The organism is Streptomyces nitrosporeus (assembly GCF_008704555.1).
Lineage (GTDB): Bacteria > Actinomycetota > Actinomycetes > Streptomycetales > Streptomycetaceae > Streptomyces > Streptomyces nitrosporeus.
In genome coordinates, this window is the sequence record NZ_CP023702.1 from 6,917,218 (window position 1) to 6,932,880 (window position 15,663).

Annotated in this window: 12 protein-coding genes; 6 read left to right on the top strand and 6 right to left on the bottom strand. The window is 75.1% G+C overall.

Annotated elements, in window-relative coordinates; translation table 11 throughout:
- Positions 1–26: 26 nt before the first annotated feature.
- Positions 27–782, bottom strand: coding sequence for an SDR family oxidoreductase (locus CP967_RS30635; RefSeq protein WP_150491082.1), 756 nt, complete (start codon positions 780–782; stop codon positions 27–29).
- 104 nt (positions 783–886) lie between these two features.
- Here CP967_RS30635 and CP967_RS30640 point away from each other — a divergent pair, with 104 nt between their 5' ends.
- Positions 887–1,735 (top strand): LysR family transcriptional regulator, encoded by an 849-nt coding sequence (locus CP967_RS30640; RefSeq protein WP_150491083.1) that lies wholly within the window; start codon positions 887–889, stop codon positions 1,733–1,735.
- 59 nt (positions 1,736–1,794) lie between these two features.
- Here CP967_RS30640 and CP967_RS30645 read toward each other — a convergent pair whose 3' ends face one another.
- From CP967_RS30645 to CP967_RS30665, 4 genes are all read right to left on the bottom strand, one after another.
- Positions 1,795–2,577 (bottom strand): SCO4651 family lipoprotein, encoded by a 783-nt coding sequence (locus CP967_RS30645; protein ID WP_150491084.1) that lies wholly within the window; start codon positions 2,575–2,577, stop codon positions 1,795–1,797.
- Positions 2,578–3,077: 500 nt separating this feature from the next.
- A complete protein-coding gene (locus CP967_RS30655; protein ID WP_150491086.1) occupies positions 3,078–4,643 on the bottom strand; it encodes a mucoidy inhibitor MuiA family protein in 1,566 nt (521 codons plus the stop codon).
- Positions 4,644–4,651: 8 nt separating this feature from the next.
- Positions 4,652–6,706 (bottom strand): DUF4139 domain-containing protein, encoded by a 2,055-nt coding sequence (locus CP967_RS30660; protein ID WP_150491087.1) that lies wholly within the window; start codon positions 6,704–6,706, stop codon positions 4,652–4,654.
- A 60-nt stretch (positions 6,707–6,766) separates the two neighbouring features.
- Positions 6,767–7,549, bottom strand: a complete 783-nt coding sequence (locus CP967_RS30665) for a DUF6585 family protein (RefSeq protein WP_150491088.1) — start codon at positions 7,547–7,549, stop codon at positions 6,767–6,769.
- 327 nt (positions 7,550–7,876) lie between these two features.
- Here CP967_RS30665 and CP967_RS30670 point away from each other — a divergent pair, with 327 nt between their 5' ends.
- Positions 7,877–8,800: a LysR family transcriptional regulator gene (locus tag CP967_RS30670; protein WP_150491089.1), complete on the top strand. Its 924-nt coding sequence runs from the start codon at positions 7,877–7,879 to the stop codon at positions 8,798–8,800.
- A gap of 282 nt (positions 8,801–9,082) precedes the next feature.
- Here CP967_RS30670 and CP967_RS30675 read toward each other — a convergent pair whose 3' ends face one another.
- Positions 9,083–9,781, bottom strand: coding sequence for a DUF2470 domain-containing protein (locus CP967_RS30675; RefSeq protein ID WP_150491090.1), 699 nt, complete (start codon positions 9,779–9,781; stop codon positions 9,083–9,085).
- A gap of 405 nt (positions 9,782–10,186) precedes the next feature.
- Here CP967_RS30675 and CP967_RS30680 point away from each other — a divergent pair, with 405 nt between their 5' ends.
- The 4 genes from CP967_RS30680 (at position 10,187) to CP967_RS30695 (ending at position 15,555) form a co-directional block, all read left to right on the top strand.
- Complete coding sequence (locus CP967_RS30680) at positions 10,187–12,019, top strand: CoA transferase (RefSeq protein ID WP_229888271.1); 1,833 nt, start codon at positions 10,187–10,189, stop codon at positions 12,017–12,019.
- The gene (locus CP967_RS30685; RefSeq protein WP_229888272.1) at positions 12,016–13,752 is read left to right on the top strand and encodes a class I adenylate-forming enzyme family protein; all 1,737 of its coding nucleotides are present in this window, start codon (positions 12,016–12,018) and stop codon (positions 13,750–13,752) included. Before CP967_RS30680 ends, CP967_RS30685 begins: the two co-directional genes overlap by 4 nt.
- A gap of 198 nt (positions 13,753–13,950) precedes the next feature.
- A complete protein-coding gene (locus CP967_RS30690) occupies positions 13,951–14,253 on the top strand; it encodes a hypothetical protein (protein ID WP_229888273.1) in 303 nt (100 codons plus the stop codon).
- Between the two features lie 45 nt (positions 14,254–14,298).
- Positions 14,299–15,555: a nucleotide sugar dehydrogenase gene (locus CP967_RS30695; RefSeq protein WP_190175036.1), complete on the top strand. Its 1,257-nt coding sequence runs from the start codon at positions 14,299–14,301 to the stop codon at positions 15,553–15,555.
- Positions 15,556–15,663: the final 108 nt, after the last annotated feature.

Sequence of the window (15,663 nt, forward strand, 5' to 3'; positions counted from 1 at the left end):
TCACCAGGGCACTTCGCCCCCGTCTCTCACCAGGGCACTTCGCCCTCGTCGTCGAAGAACCGGCCCGTGGGGCCGTCGTCCGGCACGGTAGCCAGCCGGATCGCGGATGACGCGCCCTGCTGAGGGGTGCGTACTCCCCGGAAGCCGTTGAGGCCGGTCGCGGTGAAGCCGGGGCAGACGGAGTTGACCAGGATGTTCGTGCCGGCCAGTTCCTTGGCGTACTGCACGGTGACGGCGTTGAGGAACGTCTTCGACGGCGCGTAGGCCACGGAGACCGGCCCCGTCTCCGCGCCGGGCGTGGTCTGGAGCGTGAGGGAGCCGACGCTGCTGGAGACGTTCACGATCCGCGGTGACGGCGAGCGGCGCAGCAACGGCAGCAGGGCGTTGGTGACGCGGACGACACCGAACACGTTGGTCTCCACGGCCGCCCGCATCCGGCCGATGCCGACCGTGGTGGGCTCCTGCGGTCCGCCGCCGGTGATCCCCGCGTTGTTGACGAGCACGTCGAGCCGGCCGGCCCGCTCCTCCAGCAGCCGGGCCGCCGCCGTGACGCTCGCGTCGTCGGTCACGTCCAGGGCCACGCCGAACGCGTCGGCCCCGGCCGCGCGCAGCTTCTCCACGGCGGCTTCCCCCCGGCCCCGGTCCCGCGCACCGACCCCGACGGACCAGCCGAGGGCACCGAGCCCGGCGGCGATCTCGTATCCGATTCCCTTGTTGGCCCCGGTCACCAGAGCGACCTTCTGGGCGTCCTTCTGTCCGTTCGCGGTGTTCGTCTCACTCATGACCCCCATGTTTCTCCCGCACCGGGCAGGGCGTCCAAGACCGGTCGGGTGGACGGCGATACCGGCCGGGTATCGCTCCTGGCCGGCCCGGTTACCCTGGCGCGGTGGAGACACGTGAACTGCGGTACTTCGTCGCGGTGGCCGAGGAGTTGCACTTCGGCCGGGCCGCACAGCGGCTCGGGATCGCCCAGCCCCCGCTGTCACGGGCGATCAGCGGGCTCGAACGGCGCCTGGGCGCGGCCCTCCTGGAACGCGGCAGCAGGGGCACCACCCTGACCGGGGCAGGGGCGGTACTGCTGAGGGAGGCGCGGGCGGCGCTGGACGCCGTCGCGGCCGCCGAGCGGCGTACCCGCCGCGCCGCACAGGCCGCGACCAGCCGCCCTGCCCTGGTCCTCGCGGCGAAGGCGGGCGCCTCCGGCGAACTGCTGGCGGAACTCCTCGACGCCTACGCTTGTGAGCCCGGAGCCGTCGCCGTGGACGTCATGCTGTGCGGGCCGGGCGAGCAGACGCGGGTGCTGCGCGACGGCCGGGCCGACGTTGCCCTGCTGCACCGGCCGTTCGACGACACGGCGGGCTTCGACACCGAGGACCTGCGGACCGAGGGCCAGGTCGTGATCCTGCCGGCGGGCCACCCCCTCGGCACCCGCCCCCGTCTGCGGCTCGCCGAGGTAACCGGCCTCCCCGGCCTGCCGCTGCCCCGCTGGCCGCGCCCCGACGGCACCTTCCCGGACGGCCCCGGCCCGCAGGTACGCGACCACACGCAACTCACCCAGCTCATCACCCTCGGCCGCGCCTGCGCGGTCGTACCGGAGTCCGGACGCACCGGCCTCCGCGGTGGCCTCACGGCCGTACCGGTCCACGACGCCCCCCGCGTCACCACGGTCATCGCCTGGCCCCCGCACAGCCGCTCGACGGCGGTCGCGGGGCTGGTCCGGGCCGCCGCCTTCCTGTGACCGCCCCCGCCGTGCGGGAGGCACGCCTGCCGGGTGCGCCCCTCACACGGCGGGAGCCCTCAGGCCAGCAGGACGTCCTCGCCCGCCGTCACGGGGACGATCTTCCCGGCCGGCGGCGCCTCGGCCTCCACCGGCGTCCCGAAATCCGACAGCGTCATCGTCGTCATGGCCTTCATACCGCCGAAGAAGGACAGCCGGACCCGGACGGCACGCCCCTTCCCGTCGACCCACACGTCCGCGTAGACGGGCACGTCGTCGCCCAGCGTCTCGCGCAGCTCGTCCAGCCCGCGTCGTGTCTCCGTCGTCATCCGGAGCGTCGCGGTGGCGTGGTCGACCGTGCCCCGGTAACGCACCGCGGGGACGCCGTTCACCCGCTCCTCGCCCTCGTCCGACACCTGCCTCATCGCCTTCACCTGCCGGAGCAGGTGCTCGGGGTCGTTCAGCGGCGCCCGCAGGAAATAGCGGGTCAGTGCCTCGCTCCGGTCGGCCGAGGCCCAGGTGTCCTCGGCCACCGCCCGCGAGCCCCGCACATAGACGGTGTCACCGACGAAGACCTCCTCGACGGGGTCCATGCCGCTGTCCTCCAGTTCCACCGTGAGCCGGCCCCTGTCGGCCGCCAGGTCGAAGGAGCCGGCGATCGCGAACACGTACGTGGTGGGGCTGTCGAAGGACCGCAGCTCGATCCTCTCGTCCACACGGACGCTGTCCGCGCTCGTCCTCCCGATCGCGGCACGCACGGTCGCCCCGTGGTCCACGGCCTTCTCCGCGCCGCTGTCCACACCGCCGGAACAGGCGGTGCAGAGCAGGAGGACAGCGGTGGAAAGCAGGTGGAAACGGCGCATGGACTCTCCGGAGGAACGTTACAGCGGCGGGATGGGCCCGAAAGGGCTGGTAGATCTTCGCACGGCTGGGGGGACCGCGCCCGGAGAATACGGTCATGGGGCCCTGCTCACGTACGACTTGACCTGGGGCCCCGGTGAGAGGAGCGTCCTCGCGGCCGCCGGAACGCACGGCCGCCGGAACGCACGGCCGCCGGAACGCACGGCCGCGGCGGGGAGGAAGAATGAGGCCATGGCGACATGCGAGAAGTGCGGTGGGCGGAAGCGCCGTCGGCCCCGCTCCTGCCCCCGGTGCCGTTCTGGAGCGGACCGGGCGGAGACGGGCGCCGACGTCGCGGAACTGGTCGTGGAGACAGGGCTGCTCGGATGGGTCGGGCGAGGCGTCACAGGAATGATGAGGCTGGTACTGCGTGTGCTCGACTGACCGGGCCCGTGCGGCGCGGGGCGGCCGGCCCGGCACCCCCCGGGGGGAAGCGCATGCCGGCGCCGCCCCCGCACCGGAGTCAGAGACCGGTGACCTCGGAGCCCGCCGTGAGTTCGTAGACCAGGGTGACCGTGCGGTGGCCGCCGGGCGGGAGCGTGACGTCCCAGCGGACGATGCCCTCGGCGTCGACCGCGCCGGGCGCGGGGGAACACGCCTCCTCCCGCAGACGCACCTCCACCGCCGAGACCTCGGAGACCGGGATCCGCTCCCGGAGGACGACCTCACGGTCGTCGTGCTCCCCGGGAGCGGAGAACCGGGACAGGTGCAGCCGGACCGTGCGGGTGACCACGGTCCGCCGGGTGAGCCTGGTGGTGTCGCGGGTCTCCTCGGTCTCCCGGACCACCCGGTAGTCGTCGCGGCTGCCGAAGGCCAGCTCGCCGGGGGCACCGGGGGCGGTGAAGTCCAGGGTGCCGCGGCCGCTGAACCCGCTGCCGCGCACCAGGTGCACAGGCCCGGCGAGCAGCGCGTGGCCGGACAGGTTGTCGAACCGCACCACCTGCGTGACCAGCGGGGACAGCTCCGGTGAGCAGGTGTACTCACCGGGCGCGGCCGTGGTGAACGCGGAGAGCGGCACACGGTGGGCGCGGCCGTCACCGGGCACCGAGACCGGCACCGGGCTCCTCAGCACCCGCGCCTCGCCCCCGTCGTCCACCCCCGGCAGACCCAGCACCCGGGCCGGGGCCGGACCGAGGGTCCCGATCTCCTCCTCGCGCGACTCGACGCCGACCGTACGGCGCTCCGCCGGGGAGCGGTCCTCGAGCGTCAGCCGGTCCTCGCCCAGCCGGGGAGGTTCGGTGGCCTGCGCCGAGCGGGCCGTCGACAGGGTCAGGCGTACGTCCGGCCAGTCCTCCCCGGTGCGCTGCCAGACCACCGCCTCGGTCTCCAGGGTCAGAAAGTCCCCGTCGAGGACGGCCCGGTAGGCGGGCCGCCACAGGGCACACGGGGTGAGATGACTCAGACGCAGCCCGGCCGGGCCGGCGGCCGAGGCGTCCACGGTGAGCTCCACATGGCCGACCAGCTCGGCGGGTCCCTCCTCGGCGAGGTCCAGGGCCCGCAGGGCTTCCCCCAGCTCGGCGTCGAGAACGGCCAGCCGGGCCTCCACTTCGCGGAGCCGCTCGCCGTACGTGTCGCGCTCGGCGTCCACCCGGTCCAGCCCCCGGGTCCAGCGGGGCCGTTCGGCCTCCCCGGCGCCGGCGCCCTCACCGACCTCCCGCAGCAGATCCGCGGCGAGGCGGCCGAGCAGGCCGAGGCGGGCCCGCAGCCGCTCGCGCCGCTGCTCCAGAACCGGCCGCTCCCCCTCCAGGGCGTGGACGCGGTGGCGCAGGGCGGAGTCACCGGCGGCGGGCAGCGGCCCACGGGGGGTCCAGGCGCGGACGATCCGTACGTCGACGACGGCCGCGGGAGGACCGGAGGTCAGCTCGGCGTGCAGGCTCCGGTCGTCGGCCAGCGCGCTGACCGGCCCGAGACGCAGCCGCTGGACCCCGGCCTCCAGAGCGAGGACCGCGGTGCGCTCCACGTGGGCGCGGTCCTCCAGGCAGGTGACGGCGGTGACGGGAAGGGCGATCGGCTTCAGGACCGTGGACATGGCGTGTGTCAGCTCCTCCGGTTGCCGCCGGCCAGTGCTTTGCCGGCCGGGATGCGGATCTCGTAACCGCCGTCGAGGGCGGCGGTGGCCCCTGCGGGCAGCTCCAGACGCCAGACGCGGGTGCCCGGCGCGTACCGGTCGGGCCCCGCGCCCTCCCCGGGGACCGCCCAGTCGGCCCGCTCCTCGATCCGGACGTCCGGATCGGACGTGACCGGCACCCGCTCGCGGACCTCCACGGTGACGGGCCTCGCGAGCCGGCTGGCCAGCTCCACGTGGACACGGTGGTCGAGCACCGTGGTGCTGCTGCGCAGCCCCGAGGCCGACTCGTGCAGGTGCGTCCGGCGGACGACACGGATGTCCTCGGCCGGCCCGAGCCCCACCCGGCGGACACCGCCGGGGGCGAGCGTCGGCAGGGCGGCGGTCATCAGGAAGCCGCCGTCGACGGTGACCTCCACCGGGCCGGCCAGCAGGGCCTGGCCGGTGGCGTTGGAGAGCACCAGCGTCGCGTACACGGTCTGCTCCACGGACGGCACGCAGAGGTACTCGGTACGCAGACCGACCGGGATCTCGCCGATGGTGACGGTGTGCCAGGTGCCGTCCGACGGGATGTCGGCGCGGGCGACGGCGTCGAAGCGGTGGTCGAAGGATCCCGCCGACTCGCGGGGCCGTACGGCCTGTCCGGGCAGCGGCAGCGAGGCCACCGCTTCGGCACGCTGCCGGCACCCGTCCGCCACCGGATCGAAAGAGCCACCGGGGAAGAGCCGGCCCCTGCGGTCCTCCCGCTCCTCGGGGCCGCACAGGACGAGGGCGGCGTAGTCCAGTTCGGCGCTGCCCGGCCGCGGAGGCCCGGTCACCGGTGCCGGAGGGGGCAGAGGCGCGGCGCGGCCGGGAGCGGCGGGAGCCGAGGGGGACGCGGCGCGCCGGGGAGCGGGCACCGCACCGCCGAAGGCATCCGGGGGAGGGCCGCCGGGCACCGGGAACGCGGGCGGACCGCCGTAACCCTGCGGGGCGGGCGGAGGGGGCAGCGGCGGCGAGGAGGGAGGCGGCGGTGACGGAAAGGAGGCGGACGCGAAAGCGGCCCCGGAGGCCGGCGGCGCGGTGCCGGCCGCGACCGCCACCGGCACGGCGGTCGTGTCCGGACGGGGGCCCGCGGCGTCGTACCCGGAGAAGAGGCCGGCGAGTCCGGCCGGCGGCTCCCGCCAGCCGGCGGGCGCGGGTGCGGGCTGACTGCGCCCGATCCGGATCGAACGGAGCTTCGGGAGCCCGGTGGGACGCCGGAGATCGGCGGTGGACAGGGCGATACGCACACCGCTCCAGTCCTCGCCGGACCGCTGGGCCACGGAGGCCCGCAGCACCAGGCGGCCGCTCCCGTCGCCCTGACGGTAGGCGAGGCGGTAGGCGGGCACCCACACACAGCCCGGCACCCTGTACTCCAGTTCCAGCTCCACCTCCGCGTCCTCGGCGCCGTCGAGGGTCACGAGTGCGCGGAGGGCGGTCTCCACATGGGCCGGCGGCGCGTCGGTGGAGGCGCGGGCGAGCCTGTCGGCGGCGACGGCGCGTTCGTGCTCGGCGTCGCGCAGTTCCTCCTCCAGCTCCAGGAGGCGCCGGTGCAGTCCGGTCAGCCGCTCGTCGACGAAGTCGGCGAGCTCCAGCCACGCGTCGGCCGGGGTGCGGCGGTGCGGGTCCTCCCGCCTGCGGGCGGGGACGACGGGGTGGAGCGCACCGATCTCCTCGATCAGGACCAGCTGACGGTCCCGGCGCCCGCGCACCGCCGCGCAGACGTCGTCCAGCCGCTCGACCTCGCGCCGCAGCGCGTCGGGCGTACCCGCGAGGTGAGGTCCGGCCCCGAACTCCACCACGGCCTCGGTGACGCGTACCCCGGGGGGTCCCAGGATTCCGGCCCGCAGCGAGTCCGGGTCCAGTGAGCGGGGGAGCCCCGTCACCCGTACCCGGCCGTCGGCCGGGACACGGCCACGGGCCACACGCCGGCAGACCGCGCCCTGCGCGTACACCACCACCGAGTCGAGAGCCGACCTCCAACTCCCCGCAGCCTCCGCCGTCATGTGCTTCCGCCCCCCGTCGCGTCCACGCCGGGTGAAGCCTACGCCCCGGACCGCCGCCCCTCAGCCCCGCCCGGGTGACGGGCGGTGGCCCGCCGGCCCGGACCCTTTGAGGCTCTCGGCGACGGCGAGCAGGACGGCGAGGTTGGCGACGCTCTTCACCTCACTCCCGCCCCACGGGACGGCCCCGCCGGTCCTCATGACGCGGACGCGGCCGTTTTGCACGTCGATCCCCTCCAGGTCGGACCAGGGCAAGCGGTCCTTCCCGCCGGAGGCCAGTCCGGCCAGGGACACGTCGAAGGGACCGAAACCGACCGTCCCGCCCTCCAGCACCGCGGCGAGGGCACCGGGGCCCTGAGCCCGCACGACGGCCTCCTGGATCCAGGGCCCCCAGGTGCCGGGGCGCTCGTAGAACTCCGTGAGCGTCGTGTCGGCCCCCTTCGGTGAGGACAGGAGGGTGTAGGCGTACGAGACGGGGCCGGGGACGCCGTTGACGATCTTCTGGCTGACATCCGTGTAGAGCCGTACGGAATCCCAGCGCAGAACGGCCATGCCGTCCCCCGACCGGGCATGCGCGATCAGGCCGTCGTCGAACAGCCACAGCCGCTTGGCGGCCTGTTTCCTGTTGAAGTCCGGATACCGGCGCAGCCACAGGAAGAACAGGATCCCCGGTACGACGAGCACCAGGAGGTAGGTGAGCGTGAAGAGGTGCAGGGCGAGCATCGGACGGCCGAGGCGTTGGGGCGCGAACACCCCCCGCAGCTCGCCGAGTTCATGGCGGGCGGCCAGCTCGGCGGCCTCCGGTGGTAAGGGCCGCGGTGCGGACGCGGGACTGTGCGTGGTCATGGTTACCTGCTTCGCTCAGGGGGACAGGGACGGGGCGGAGCCGTGCCCGGCCGGACCGGCGCGAGGGAGCGGCCGGGAGGCACGGGCGCACCCGGTGACAGCGTGAAGGCCGCGTCCGCCCCGGCGGTCTCCCCGGCACCGCGTGCCGGTGCCGCCGGTCCGGCCGGGGCGCGCCCCCGCTGTCACCGGCCCCGCCCCGCACCGCTGTTCCGTGACACCGGCATGGTTCTCCGCTCTCCCCGGACCGGGACGGCATGGACGACGCTAAGGCGCGGCCTCACATTCCACCAGCGACTAGATTGCATCGGAGCCATGCGGGGAGGGAATGTGTTGGAGACGGAAGCGCTGCGTCTGCTGGTGGCCGTGGCCGACACCGGGTCGTTCACCGCAGCGGCCCTGCGGACGGGCTACACCCAGTCCGCGGTCTCGCGGCGCATCGCCTCCCTGGAACAGCAGGCGGGAGGCCCGCTGTTCGAGCGGCTCCCCCGGGGAGTGCGGCTGAACCCCGCGGGCCGTACGCTGCACCGGCACGCCGTGGACGTACTCGATCGTCTGTCCAGGGCCGAGGCCGAACTGGCCGCCCTGCACGCGGGCCGCGGGGGAGTGCTGCGCGTGGGTGCGTTCGCCACCGCCAACATCTTCCTGGTACCCACGGCCCTGAGAGAGTTCACGCGGGCCCGGCCCGGCGTGCAGGTCACCGCCGTCGAGGGACGGAGCGCCACCCTGATGCGGCGTCTCGTGGAAGGGGCGCTCGATATCGCCGTGGTCAGCGACTACCCGTCCGGGCTGCCGTCGGCCGAGGGCACCCGGACGACGGCTCTCCTGGACGACGAACTGCTCGTCGCGCTCCACCGCGAGCACCCCCTGGCGGGAGCCGGCAGCGTCGACCTGTGCGACCTGCGTGAGGAGGTGTGGCTCCAGGAGGCGCCCGCGGACAGCCCCGCCGTGCTCGCCGAGGCGTGGACCCGGGCAGGTTTCCGGCCCAGGAAAGTCATCAGGATCGCGGAGTGGGCGGGGAAGTTCGGTTACGCCGCCGCCGGGCTGGGAATCGCCCTGGTCCCCTCGCTGGCGGCCCGGGCGGTCCCGGACGGTCTCGTCCTGTGCCGGCTCGGCGGCCTCCTCCCGCACCGGACCGTGCACCTGTCCCTGCCCGCGGCCCCGCTGCCGGCCGCCCTGGAGCTGCGGGACCTCCTCCGGGCCGCCGCCGGCCGTGACACGCGGCACGGCCCGGGGCCGCGGGCCTCGGCGTGACGGGCCTTTGCCCGGCGGATCCCGGGGCGGCGGGCCTCGGCGTGACGGGCCTTCGCCCGGCGGATCCCGGGGCGGCGGGCCTCAGTGTGACGGGCCTTCGCCCGGCGGGCTTTGGGCGTCGGACCGGGAGCAGCGGGCCGAGGGCGCCCCGTGCCGTAGGCCGGACCCCCGGCCGGCGGCAGTGGCCCGACGGCCTCGCCCGCGACGGCGAGCGGGCTCTCCCCGCACCACGCGGCACGGTCCGCGACCGCTGGGGCCCGCCGGGACCGTGTTCCGCCGCCCTCAGAGGGGCAGCCGGTTGCGGTGCGAGGCGCGGCGGGCGGCGGACAGCAGGGCATGGATCCGGGGCCCGGCCTGGTCGATCCGGGTCACCGGCTTCGCGAAGGGCAGACGCGCGTCGCGGTGGGTGCCGGGATACTCCAGGCGCAGGGTCAGCCCGTACCGGTCCATCGCCAGCGGCAGCACCCGGACGGCGCCCTTGTCCGGCTGCGGCTGTACCAGGCGCAGCAGCAGGGGGACGAGTTCGCCGTGGCCGTCCAGGAGATGGGTCAGCATCGCCGCCTCACCGGTGGCGATCGGATCCGGGTCCGTATCCCGCAGTTCGTCCAGCGTGACGAAGGTCCGGCCCCCGCCGTCCTCGACGACCGCCCGGCCGAACTCCACGCAGGTGTTCCCCCCGGCCTCCGCCCCGTACGGAGCCGCGAGCAGTCCGGTCACCGTGACGCGGGCGCGCAGCCGGTCCCGTACCGGGGCGGGCGCGATGTCGGTGAACTCCAGCCGGACCGGTACGCGCGCGCCCGGACCGGATCCGGACGGCTCGTGCAGGTGGACGAGGCCCCTCGCGCGGCTGCCGTCGAGGCGGTGGACCTCGACGGGCTCACGGCCGTCGCTCACCACCGTCATCGAATGCGCCGCGGTGAGGACCGACAGGACGCGCTCGGCGGGGGAGGGGTGCGTGACGCGGGAAAGGGAGGGGCGCATCCAGGTTCTCCAGGGGTAAGGCGGACAGACCTCGCAGTGTTACTTAGGTATGCCTAACCTAACCTATGGCGGAAACGCCGGGAAGTGCGGGACCCGGACGGGTGGAACCCGCGTCGGCCTCCCGGGCGCGGCGCCCGGCGCGGGTGCGCGACCGGGTCGCGGCGGGCCGTCCCGGCGGCCTCCGCGGCCACGGGGATCCCGAGGGGGCCCCGGGTGGCGCGCCGGTCCCCGCCGGGGCCGCGTCGGGGACCGGCGCTCGAACGCACCTGTGGGTTCTAGTCATTGGGGATGAAGAGTCCCCGCCGCCGTGCCCCGGACCGCCTTCCCGGAGTTCTTCCTCCGGAAAGATCATCCGATGTGAGGGGAGAGCGCGATGCGGCGAGGCGGAGAAGGCGGCCGGCGTACGTGAACCCGACCGAAACGATCCTGCCCGGACGGACGCCGGCCACCACCCACGCCGCCGAATCGGTGGCCGAGGCGCTGCTCGGCCGCACGCTCCGGCCGTCGTCCGCCCCGCCCCGCCCCGCCCTGCCCCCGGCACGGAGGGGTGGAGCCGTACCCGCCGGCGGCGCCCGGCAGGCGGGCCCGCCCGTCTGGTCCGTCGACGGCGCCGGACCGGTGGAACTCGACGCGGACGACGAGCAGGCGGTCCAGGCCGCGTGCGGGCTCATGGAGGTCCACGGCCGGGCGACCGGCGCCCCCGAACCGCTCGTGGCGGACTACGTCTCCACGGTGACCGGCGTACTGGCCGCCCAGGGGGCCACGGCCGCCCTGCTGGCGGCGAGGCGCGGGCACCCGCGGGCGCGGGTCCGCACCTCGCTCACCCAGGGCGCGCTCCTCGCCGTCACCCAGTACCTCGCCGCCGCCACCGCCGAGGGCCCCCAGGACCCGGCTCCCGGCGGAACGGGCCTGGCGACCCTGACGACCGCCGACGGCGTCCTGATCGAGATCGAGACCCTCGACCCCCTGGCCTGGAGCGGCTTCTGGCAGCGCCTGGGGGTGCGGGCCAGGACGGCGGGGCGGGGCTGGCTGCCCTTCCAGCAGAGGTTCGCCACGGCGGCCTGCCCGCTGCCGGCCGAACTCCGCGCCGCCGTACGGGCGCACGGCCTGCGGGCCGTGCGGCAGGCGGGGGAGGCGCACGGGGTGTCGGTCGCCGAGGCGGGGGAAGCCACGGCGGCGCCGCGGGACCTCGCCCCCTGGACCGTCGAGCCGGCCCGCCCGTCGGACGGCCTTTCCCGAGGCGCCCCGCCCGGCCGGAGCGGGACGGCGGCCGGGGCCGGCCCGCTGCCGCTGTCCGGGCTCCGGGTCGTCGAATCGGCCCGGCGCGTCCAGGGACCCATGGCCGGGCACGTCCTGCGGCTGCTCGGCGCCGACGTCGTACGCGTCGAGCCCCCGGGCGGCGACCCCATGCGCGGCCTGCCGCCGCTCGCCGGGGGCTGTTCGGTACGTTTCTCCGCGCTCAACCACGGCAAGCGGGTGGCCGAGGCGGACCTCACCACCCGGCGGGGACGTGACACCGTACGGGAACTGGTCTCCCGCGCCGACGTCTTCCTGCACAACTGGGCCCCCGGCAAGGCGCGGACCCTGGGCCTGGACGCCGGCGACCTGCACGCCGTCGCCCCCCGCCTGGTGTACGCCTCCGCCTCCGGCTTCGGGGCCGCCCTCGGGCCGACACCGCCGACCGGCACCGACTACCTCGCCCAGGTGCACGGCGGGCTCGCCGCCGCGCTGCGCCCCGTGGACCGGCCGCCCGCACCGTCCCTGATGACCGTCACCGACGTGCTCGGAGGCCTGGTCCTGGCGCAGGCGGTGCTCGCCGGCCTGCTGGCCCGGGAGGAGACCCGCCGGGGATGCCGGGTGGCCTCGTCGCTGCTGTCCGCCGCGGCGCTGGTCCCGAGGCCGCCGCGGCGGGTCCGGCTCACCCCTCTGGACCGGCCGCTGCCCACCGCCGACGGCCTGCTCCACCTGGGGGCCGAGGCGCGGCGGCGGCCCGGGGAGGTGGCCCGCGCCGTCCTCGCGGCAGGGCCCGCCTCGGTGGCCGGGCGGCTGCGGACCGGCGGGACCGAGGAGTGGCTCGCCGGACTGCGCGAGGCCGGACTCCCGGCGGTCCGGGTCCGCACGGACCTGGCCGCCCTCGCCACCGACCCCGCCTTCGGGCGCGCGGTCCTGCCCCCGGACGAGCGGGTGCCCTACGCGCGCCCGGCGAGCCCCTGGACGTTCGAGGAGGACGGCCGATGAGGAAGCGGACCCCCGACGGGCACGGAACACGCGGTACGGCCGTCAGCACCCCCGGCGGTGCGGCGGACAGGCCCCCCGGCGGCATGGGCGACGGGGACTCCGGCGCGCCCTGGCGCTCCCGGAACGGCCTGGAGTTCCCCGACCGGGTGCCGCGCGCCGACCGCCGCGCGTGGGAGGCCCGCGGACTGTGCCCCGGCACCGACCTCTTCTCCCTCTTCGAGCGGCACGCGCTGGCCGACCCCGGCCGTGACGCGGTGGTGGACACACGGGGCACCGTGTCCTACGCGGAGCTGTACGCCGAGACCCTGCGCATCGCGGCCCTGTTCGCCGGGGCCGGGCTCGGCGCCCGGGACGTGATCGCGCTCAGGCTGCCCAACGGACGCCGGGCCGTCGCCGCGGAACTCGCCGTCTACGCCCTCGGCGCGGTCGCCCTCCCCTACCCCCTCGGCGGAGGCGTCCGCGACACCCTCGCACTCCTCGGGAGGTCCCGGGCCGGCGGAGCGGTGTTCGACGAACCGGCGGACGTCGAGGCGGCGGCCCGGCTCCCCCTGCTCCGGGCCGTGTTCACCACCTTCCCCGGCGCGGACGGCGGCGGGCCGTCGCTGGACCGGCCCGCCGCCGGCGGGCCCTTCGAGCCGGCCGGACCGCCCGCCCCGGCCACGGCACCCGCCAGGATCCTGGTGTCCTCGGGCTCCGAGGCGGAGCCGAAGATGGTCGCGTACAGCCACCAGGCGATGGCCGGCGGGCGGGCCGCCTACGTACGGGCGCTCACCGGGCCCATGGACCGGCCGCCCCGCCTCCTGGTCCTCGTGCCGCTGGCCTCGTCGTACGGCTCGCTGGGCGTACCGGTGACGCTGGCCGCGCTCGGCGGGACGCTGATCGTGCGGGAACGGTTCGCCGCCGCCGACGCGCTTCGCGCGGTGGAGGAGCACCGGCCCACCCATCTCTTCGCTGTGCCGACCATGCTGCGGCGCATGGCGGACCTGCCCCGTACACCGGACGAGGACACCTCCTCGCTCCGGGCCGTCGTCTCCAGCGGCGCCGCGCTCCCCGGCTCCACCGCGGCCGCCTGCCGGGAGAGGTTCGGCCTGCCGGTGACCGCCGTGTACGGGTCGTCCGACGGGGTCAACTGCCATACGGCCGCCCCCGGGGCCCCGGCCGGGGACACCGCGGGCACCCCCGACCCGGCCGTGGCCGCGATCCGGGTGGTGCGCCCGGACGGCCGCCCCGCCGCCGCCGGCGAGGCGGGCGAGATCCTCGCCAAGGGCCCCATGACACCGCTGTGCTACGTCGGCGCGCCGGAACTGGACGCCCGCTACCGCACGGCCTCCGGCTGGGTCCGTACCGGGGACCTGGGAGCACTCGACGGTGCCGGACGGCTGCGGGTCCTGGGACGGCTCAAGAACGTGGTGATCCGCGGCGGTTACACCATCAGCCCCGCCGAGGTGGAACGCGAGCTCGGCACCCATCCCGGCATCGCCGAAGCGGTGTGCGTGCCGGTGCCGGACGAGGAGTTCGGGGAGCGGCTGTGCGCCTGCGTGCGCCCGGTGCCCCGGGCGCCAGCGCCGACCCTGTCCGCCGTCACCGGGCATCTCGGCGCACGGGGCCTGGAACGGAAGAAGTTCCCCGAGTACCTGCTGGTGACGGACCGTATGCCGTTGCGCCCCACCGGGAAGATCTGCCGGCGCACCGTCACCGAATGGGCCGTCCGCGCCCGGCTCGCCACCGGTTGAAACCCCCCGCCACTGGGCATCGCCGCCCGTCGAAGTAAACAGGCTTATAAGGCGATTCACTCGTGAGCGGTAAATATCCATATATGGCGTTCAAGGCCCGGATCGCGTGTCATGCTGGATACGTAAGCGGAACCGGAGGTTCAACTTCCCTTTTTCTGCGGGGAGTAGGCCGCCCGATCAGTAACGGAGACAGTGCTCGTGCGACGTTTCGTCGTTTCCTCCCTCGTCCTCGCGGCCGGTGCCGCGGTGGGACTCGCCCAGACGCCGGCCGTCGCAGCCGAAGGCACCGTCTCGGTCTTCCGGACGGAGGTCGAGAGCCTCTCCGTCTACGAGAACCCGAAGGGCTGCCACAAGCTCCCGGCGACGGCCCATGTGCTGAACAACGACACCGACGGACCGGTGCGGGTCTACGGGGACCCGTTCTGCCTCGGGCCGTCCGTCACGGTCGCCCCCGGCTACGGATCGCACGTGGCGCCCGGAAGCGGCAGCTTCAGCGCCTGACCGGCCGTTTCGCCGGCGGACACATGGGATACATGGGGGGGAATCATGTCTGCAGAAGTCGCTGTGGTCGGTCTCGGATACGTCGGGCTCCCGCTGGCCCGCCGGGCCTGTGAGGCGGGCATGGAGACCGTCGGCCACGACATCGGCGCCGATGTCGTCGACGGCCTCGGCCGGGGGCGCTCACACATCGGTGACGTCACCGACGAGGACGTCGGGGCAATGCTCGCCGCGGGCTTCCGCGCGAGCACCGACCCCGGCATCCTCACCGGCGCACGTACCGTCGTGATCTGCGTACCGACCGGTCTCACCGCCACCGGCACCCCGGACCTGGAACCCCTGCGGGCGGCCGTCCGCACGGTCGCCCGGTATTTGGAACCGGGCACGCTGGTCTGCGTCGAGTCCACCAGCCACCCCGGGACCACCGAGGAGATCGTCCGGCCCCTGCTGGAGGCGTACGGGCTGCGTGTGGGGGAGGACTTCCACCTCGCCTACTCGCCGGAACGCATCGACCCCGGCAACACCGGCTTCACCTTCCGCACCACACCGAAGATCGTCAGCGGCTGCACCACCCTCTGCGCCAAGTACGCCGAGGTCTTCTACGAGCAACTCGTCGACACGGTCGTCGTCGCCACCGGGACCCGGGAGGCGGAAATGGCCAAACTGCTGGAGAACGCCTACCGGTACGTCAACATCGCCCTGGTCGACGAGGCCGCCGTCTACTGCGACCGCGTCGGCATCGACATCTGGGACGTGCTGCGCTGCGCGGGGACCAAACCCTTCGGGTTCTCCGCCTTCCGGCCGGGCCCCGGGGTGGGAGGCCACTGCATCCCGGTCGACCCCCGCTACCTGATGACCCGGGCCGCGGAACAGGGCTTCACGTTCCGTACCCTGCGCGCCGCCCGCGAGGTACTCGACTCGATGCCGGAACACGTGGCCGGCCGCGTCCGCGACCTGCTCCACGCCGCGGGCAGGAACCCGGCGGGGGCACGGGTGACCCTCTTCGGCGTCACCTACAAGGCGGATGTCTCCGACACCCGGGAGTCACCCGCCTACCCCGTGGCACGCGCCCTGCGCGCCCTCGGGGCACGAGTCGCCTACCACGACCCGTACGTCGAACGGTTCGAGGTCGACGGCGAACCCGTCCCCCGGCACCGGACGGAACGGGACGCACTGGCCGGCAGCGACCTCGCGGTGCTGCTCCAGGAGCACACCGGCTACCGGTCGGCCGACTGGGACGGAGCCGGCTGCCAGGTGCTGGACACACGCGGCACGGCCGAAGGCCGGCGCGTGACACGGCTCTGACACCACCGCCCGCCCGGCCCCATCAAGGACTTGCGGCCGGGGCACGCACCGGTGCCCCCGGCCGCGGGAGAAGGCGCCCGGACGACCGTCCGGGCCGCCACCGTGAAG

Excerpts from the sequence above, each read along its gene's own strand:
- CP967_RS30635 (WP_150491082.1), bottom strand. The coding sequence starts at position 782 with ATGAGTGAGACGAACACCGCGAACGGACAGAAGGACGCCCAGAAGGTC.
- CP967_RS30645 (WP_150491084.1), bottom strand. The coding sequence starts at position 2,577 with ATGCGCCGTTTCCACCTGCTTTCCACCGCTGTCCTCCTGCTCTGCACC.
- CP967_RS30655 (WP_150491086.1), bottom strand. The coding sequence starts at position 4,643 with ATGTCCACGGTCCTGAAGCCGATCGCCCTTCCCGTCACCGCCGTCACC.
- CP967_RS30660 (WP_150491087.1), bottom strand. The coding sequence starts at position 6,706 with ATGACGGCGGAGGCTGCGGGGAGTTGGAGGTCGGCTCTCGACTCGGTG.
- CP967_RS30665 (WP_150491088.1), bottom strand. The coding sequence starts at position 7,549 with ATGACCACGCACAGTCCCGCGTCCGCACCGCGGCCCTTACCACCGGAG.
- CP967_RS30675 (WP_150491090.1), bottom strand. The coding sequence starts at position 9,781 with ATGCGCCCCTCCCTTTCCCGCGTCACGCACCCCTCCCCCGCCGAGCGC.
- CP967_RS30685 (WP_229888272.1), top strand. The coding sequence starts at position 12,016 with ATGAGGAAGCGGACCCCCGACGGGCACGGAACACGCGGTACGGCCGTC.
- CP967_RS30695 (WP_190175036.1), top strand. The coding sequence starts at position 14,299 with ATGTCTGCAGAAGTCGCTGTGGTCGGTCTCGGATACGTCGGGCTCCCG.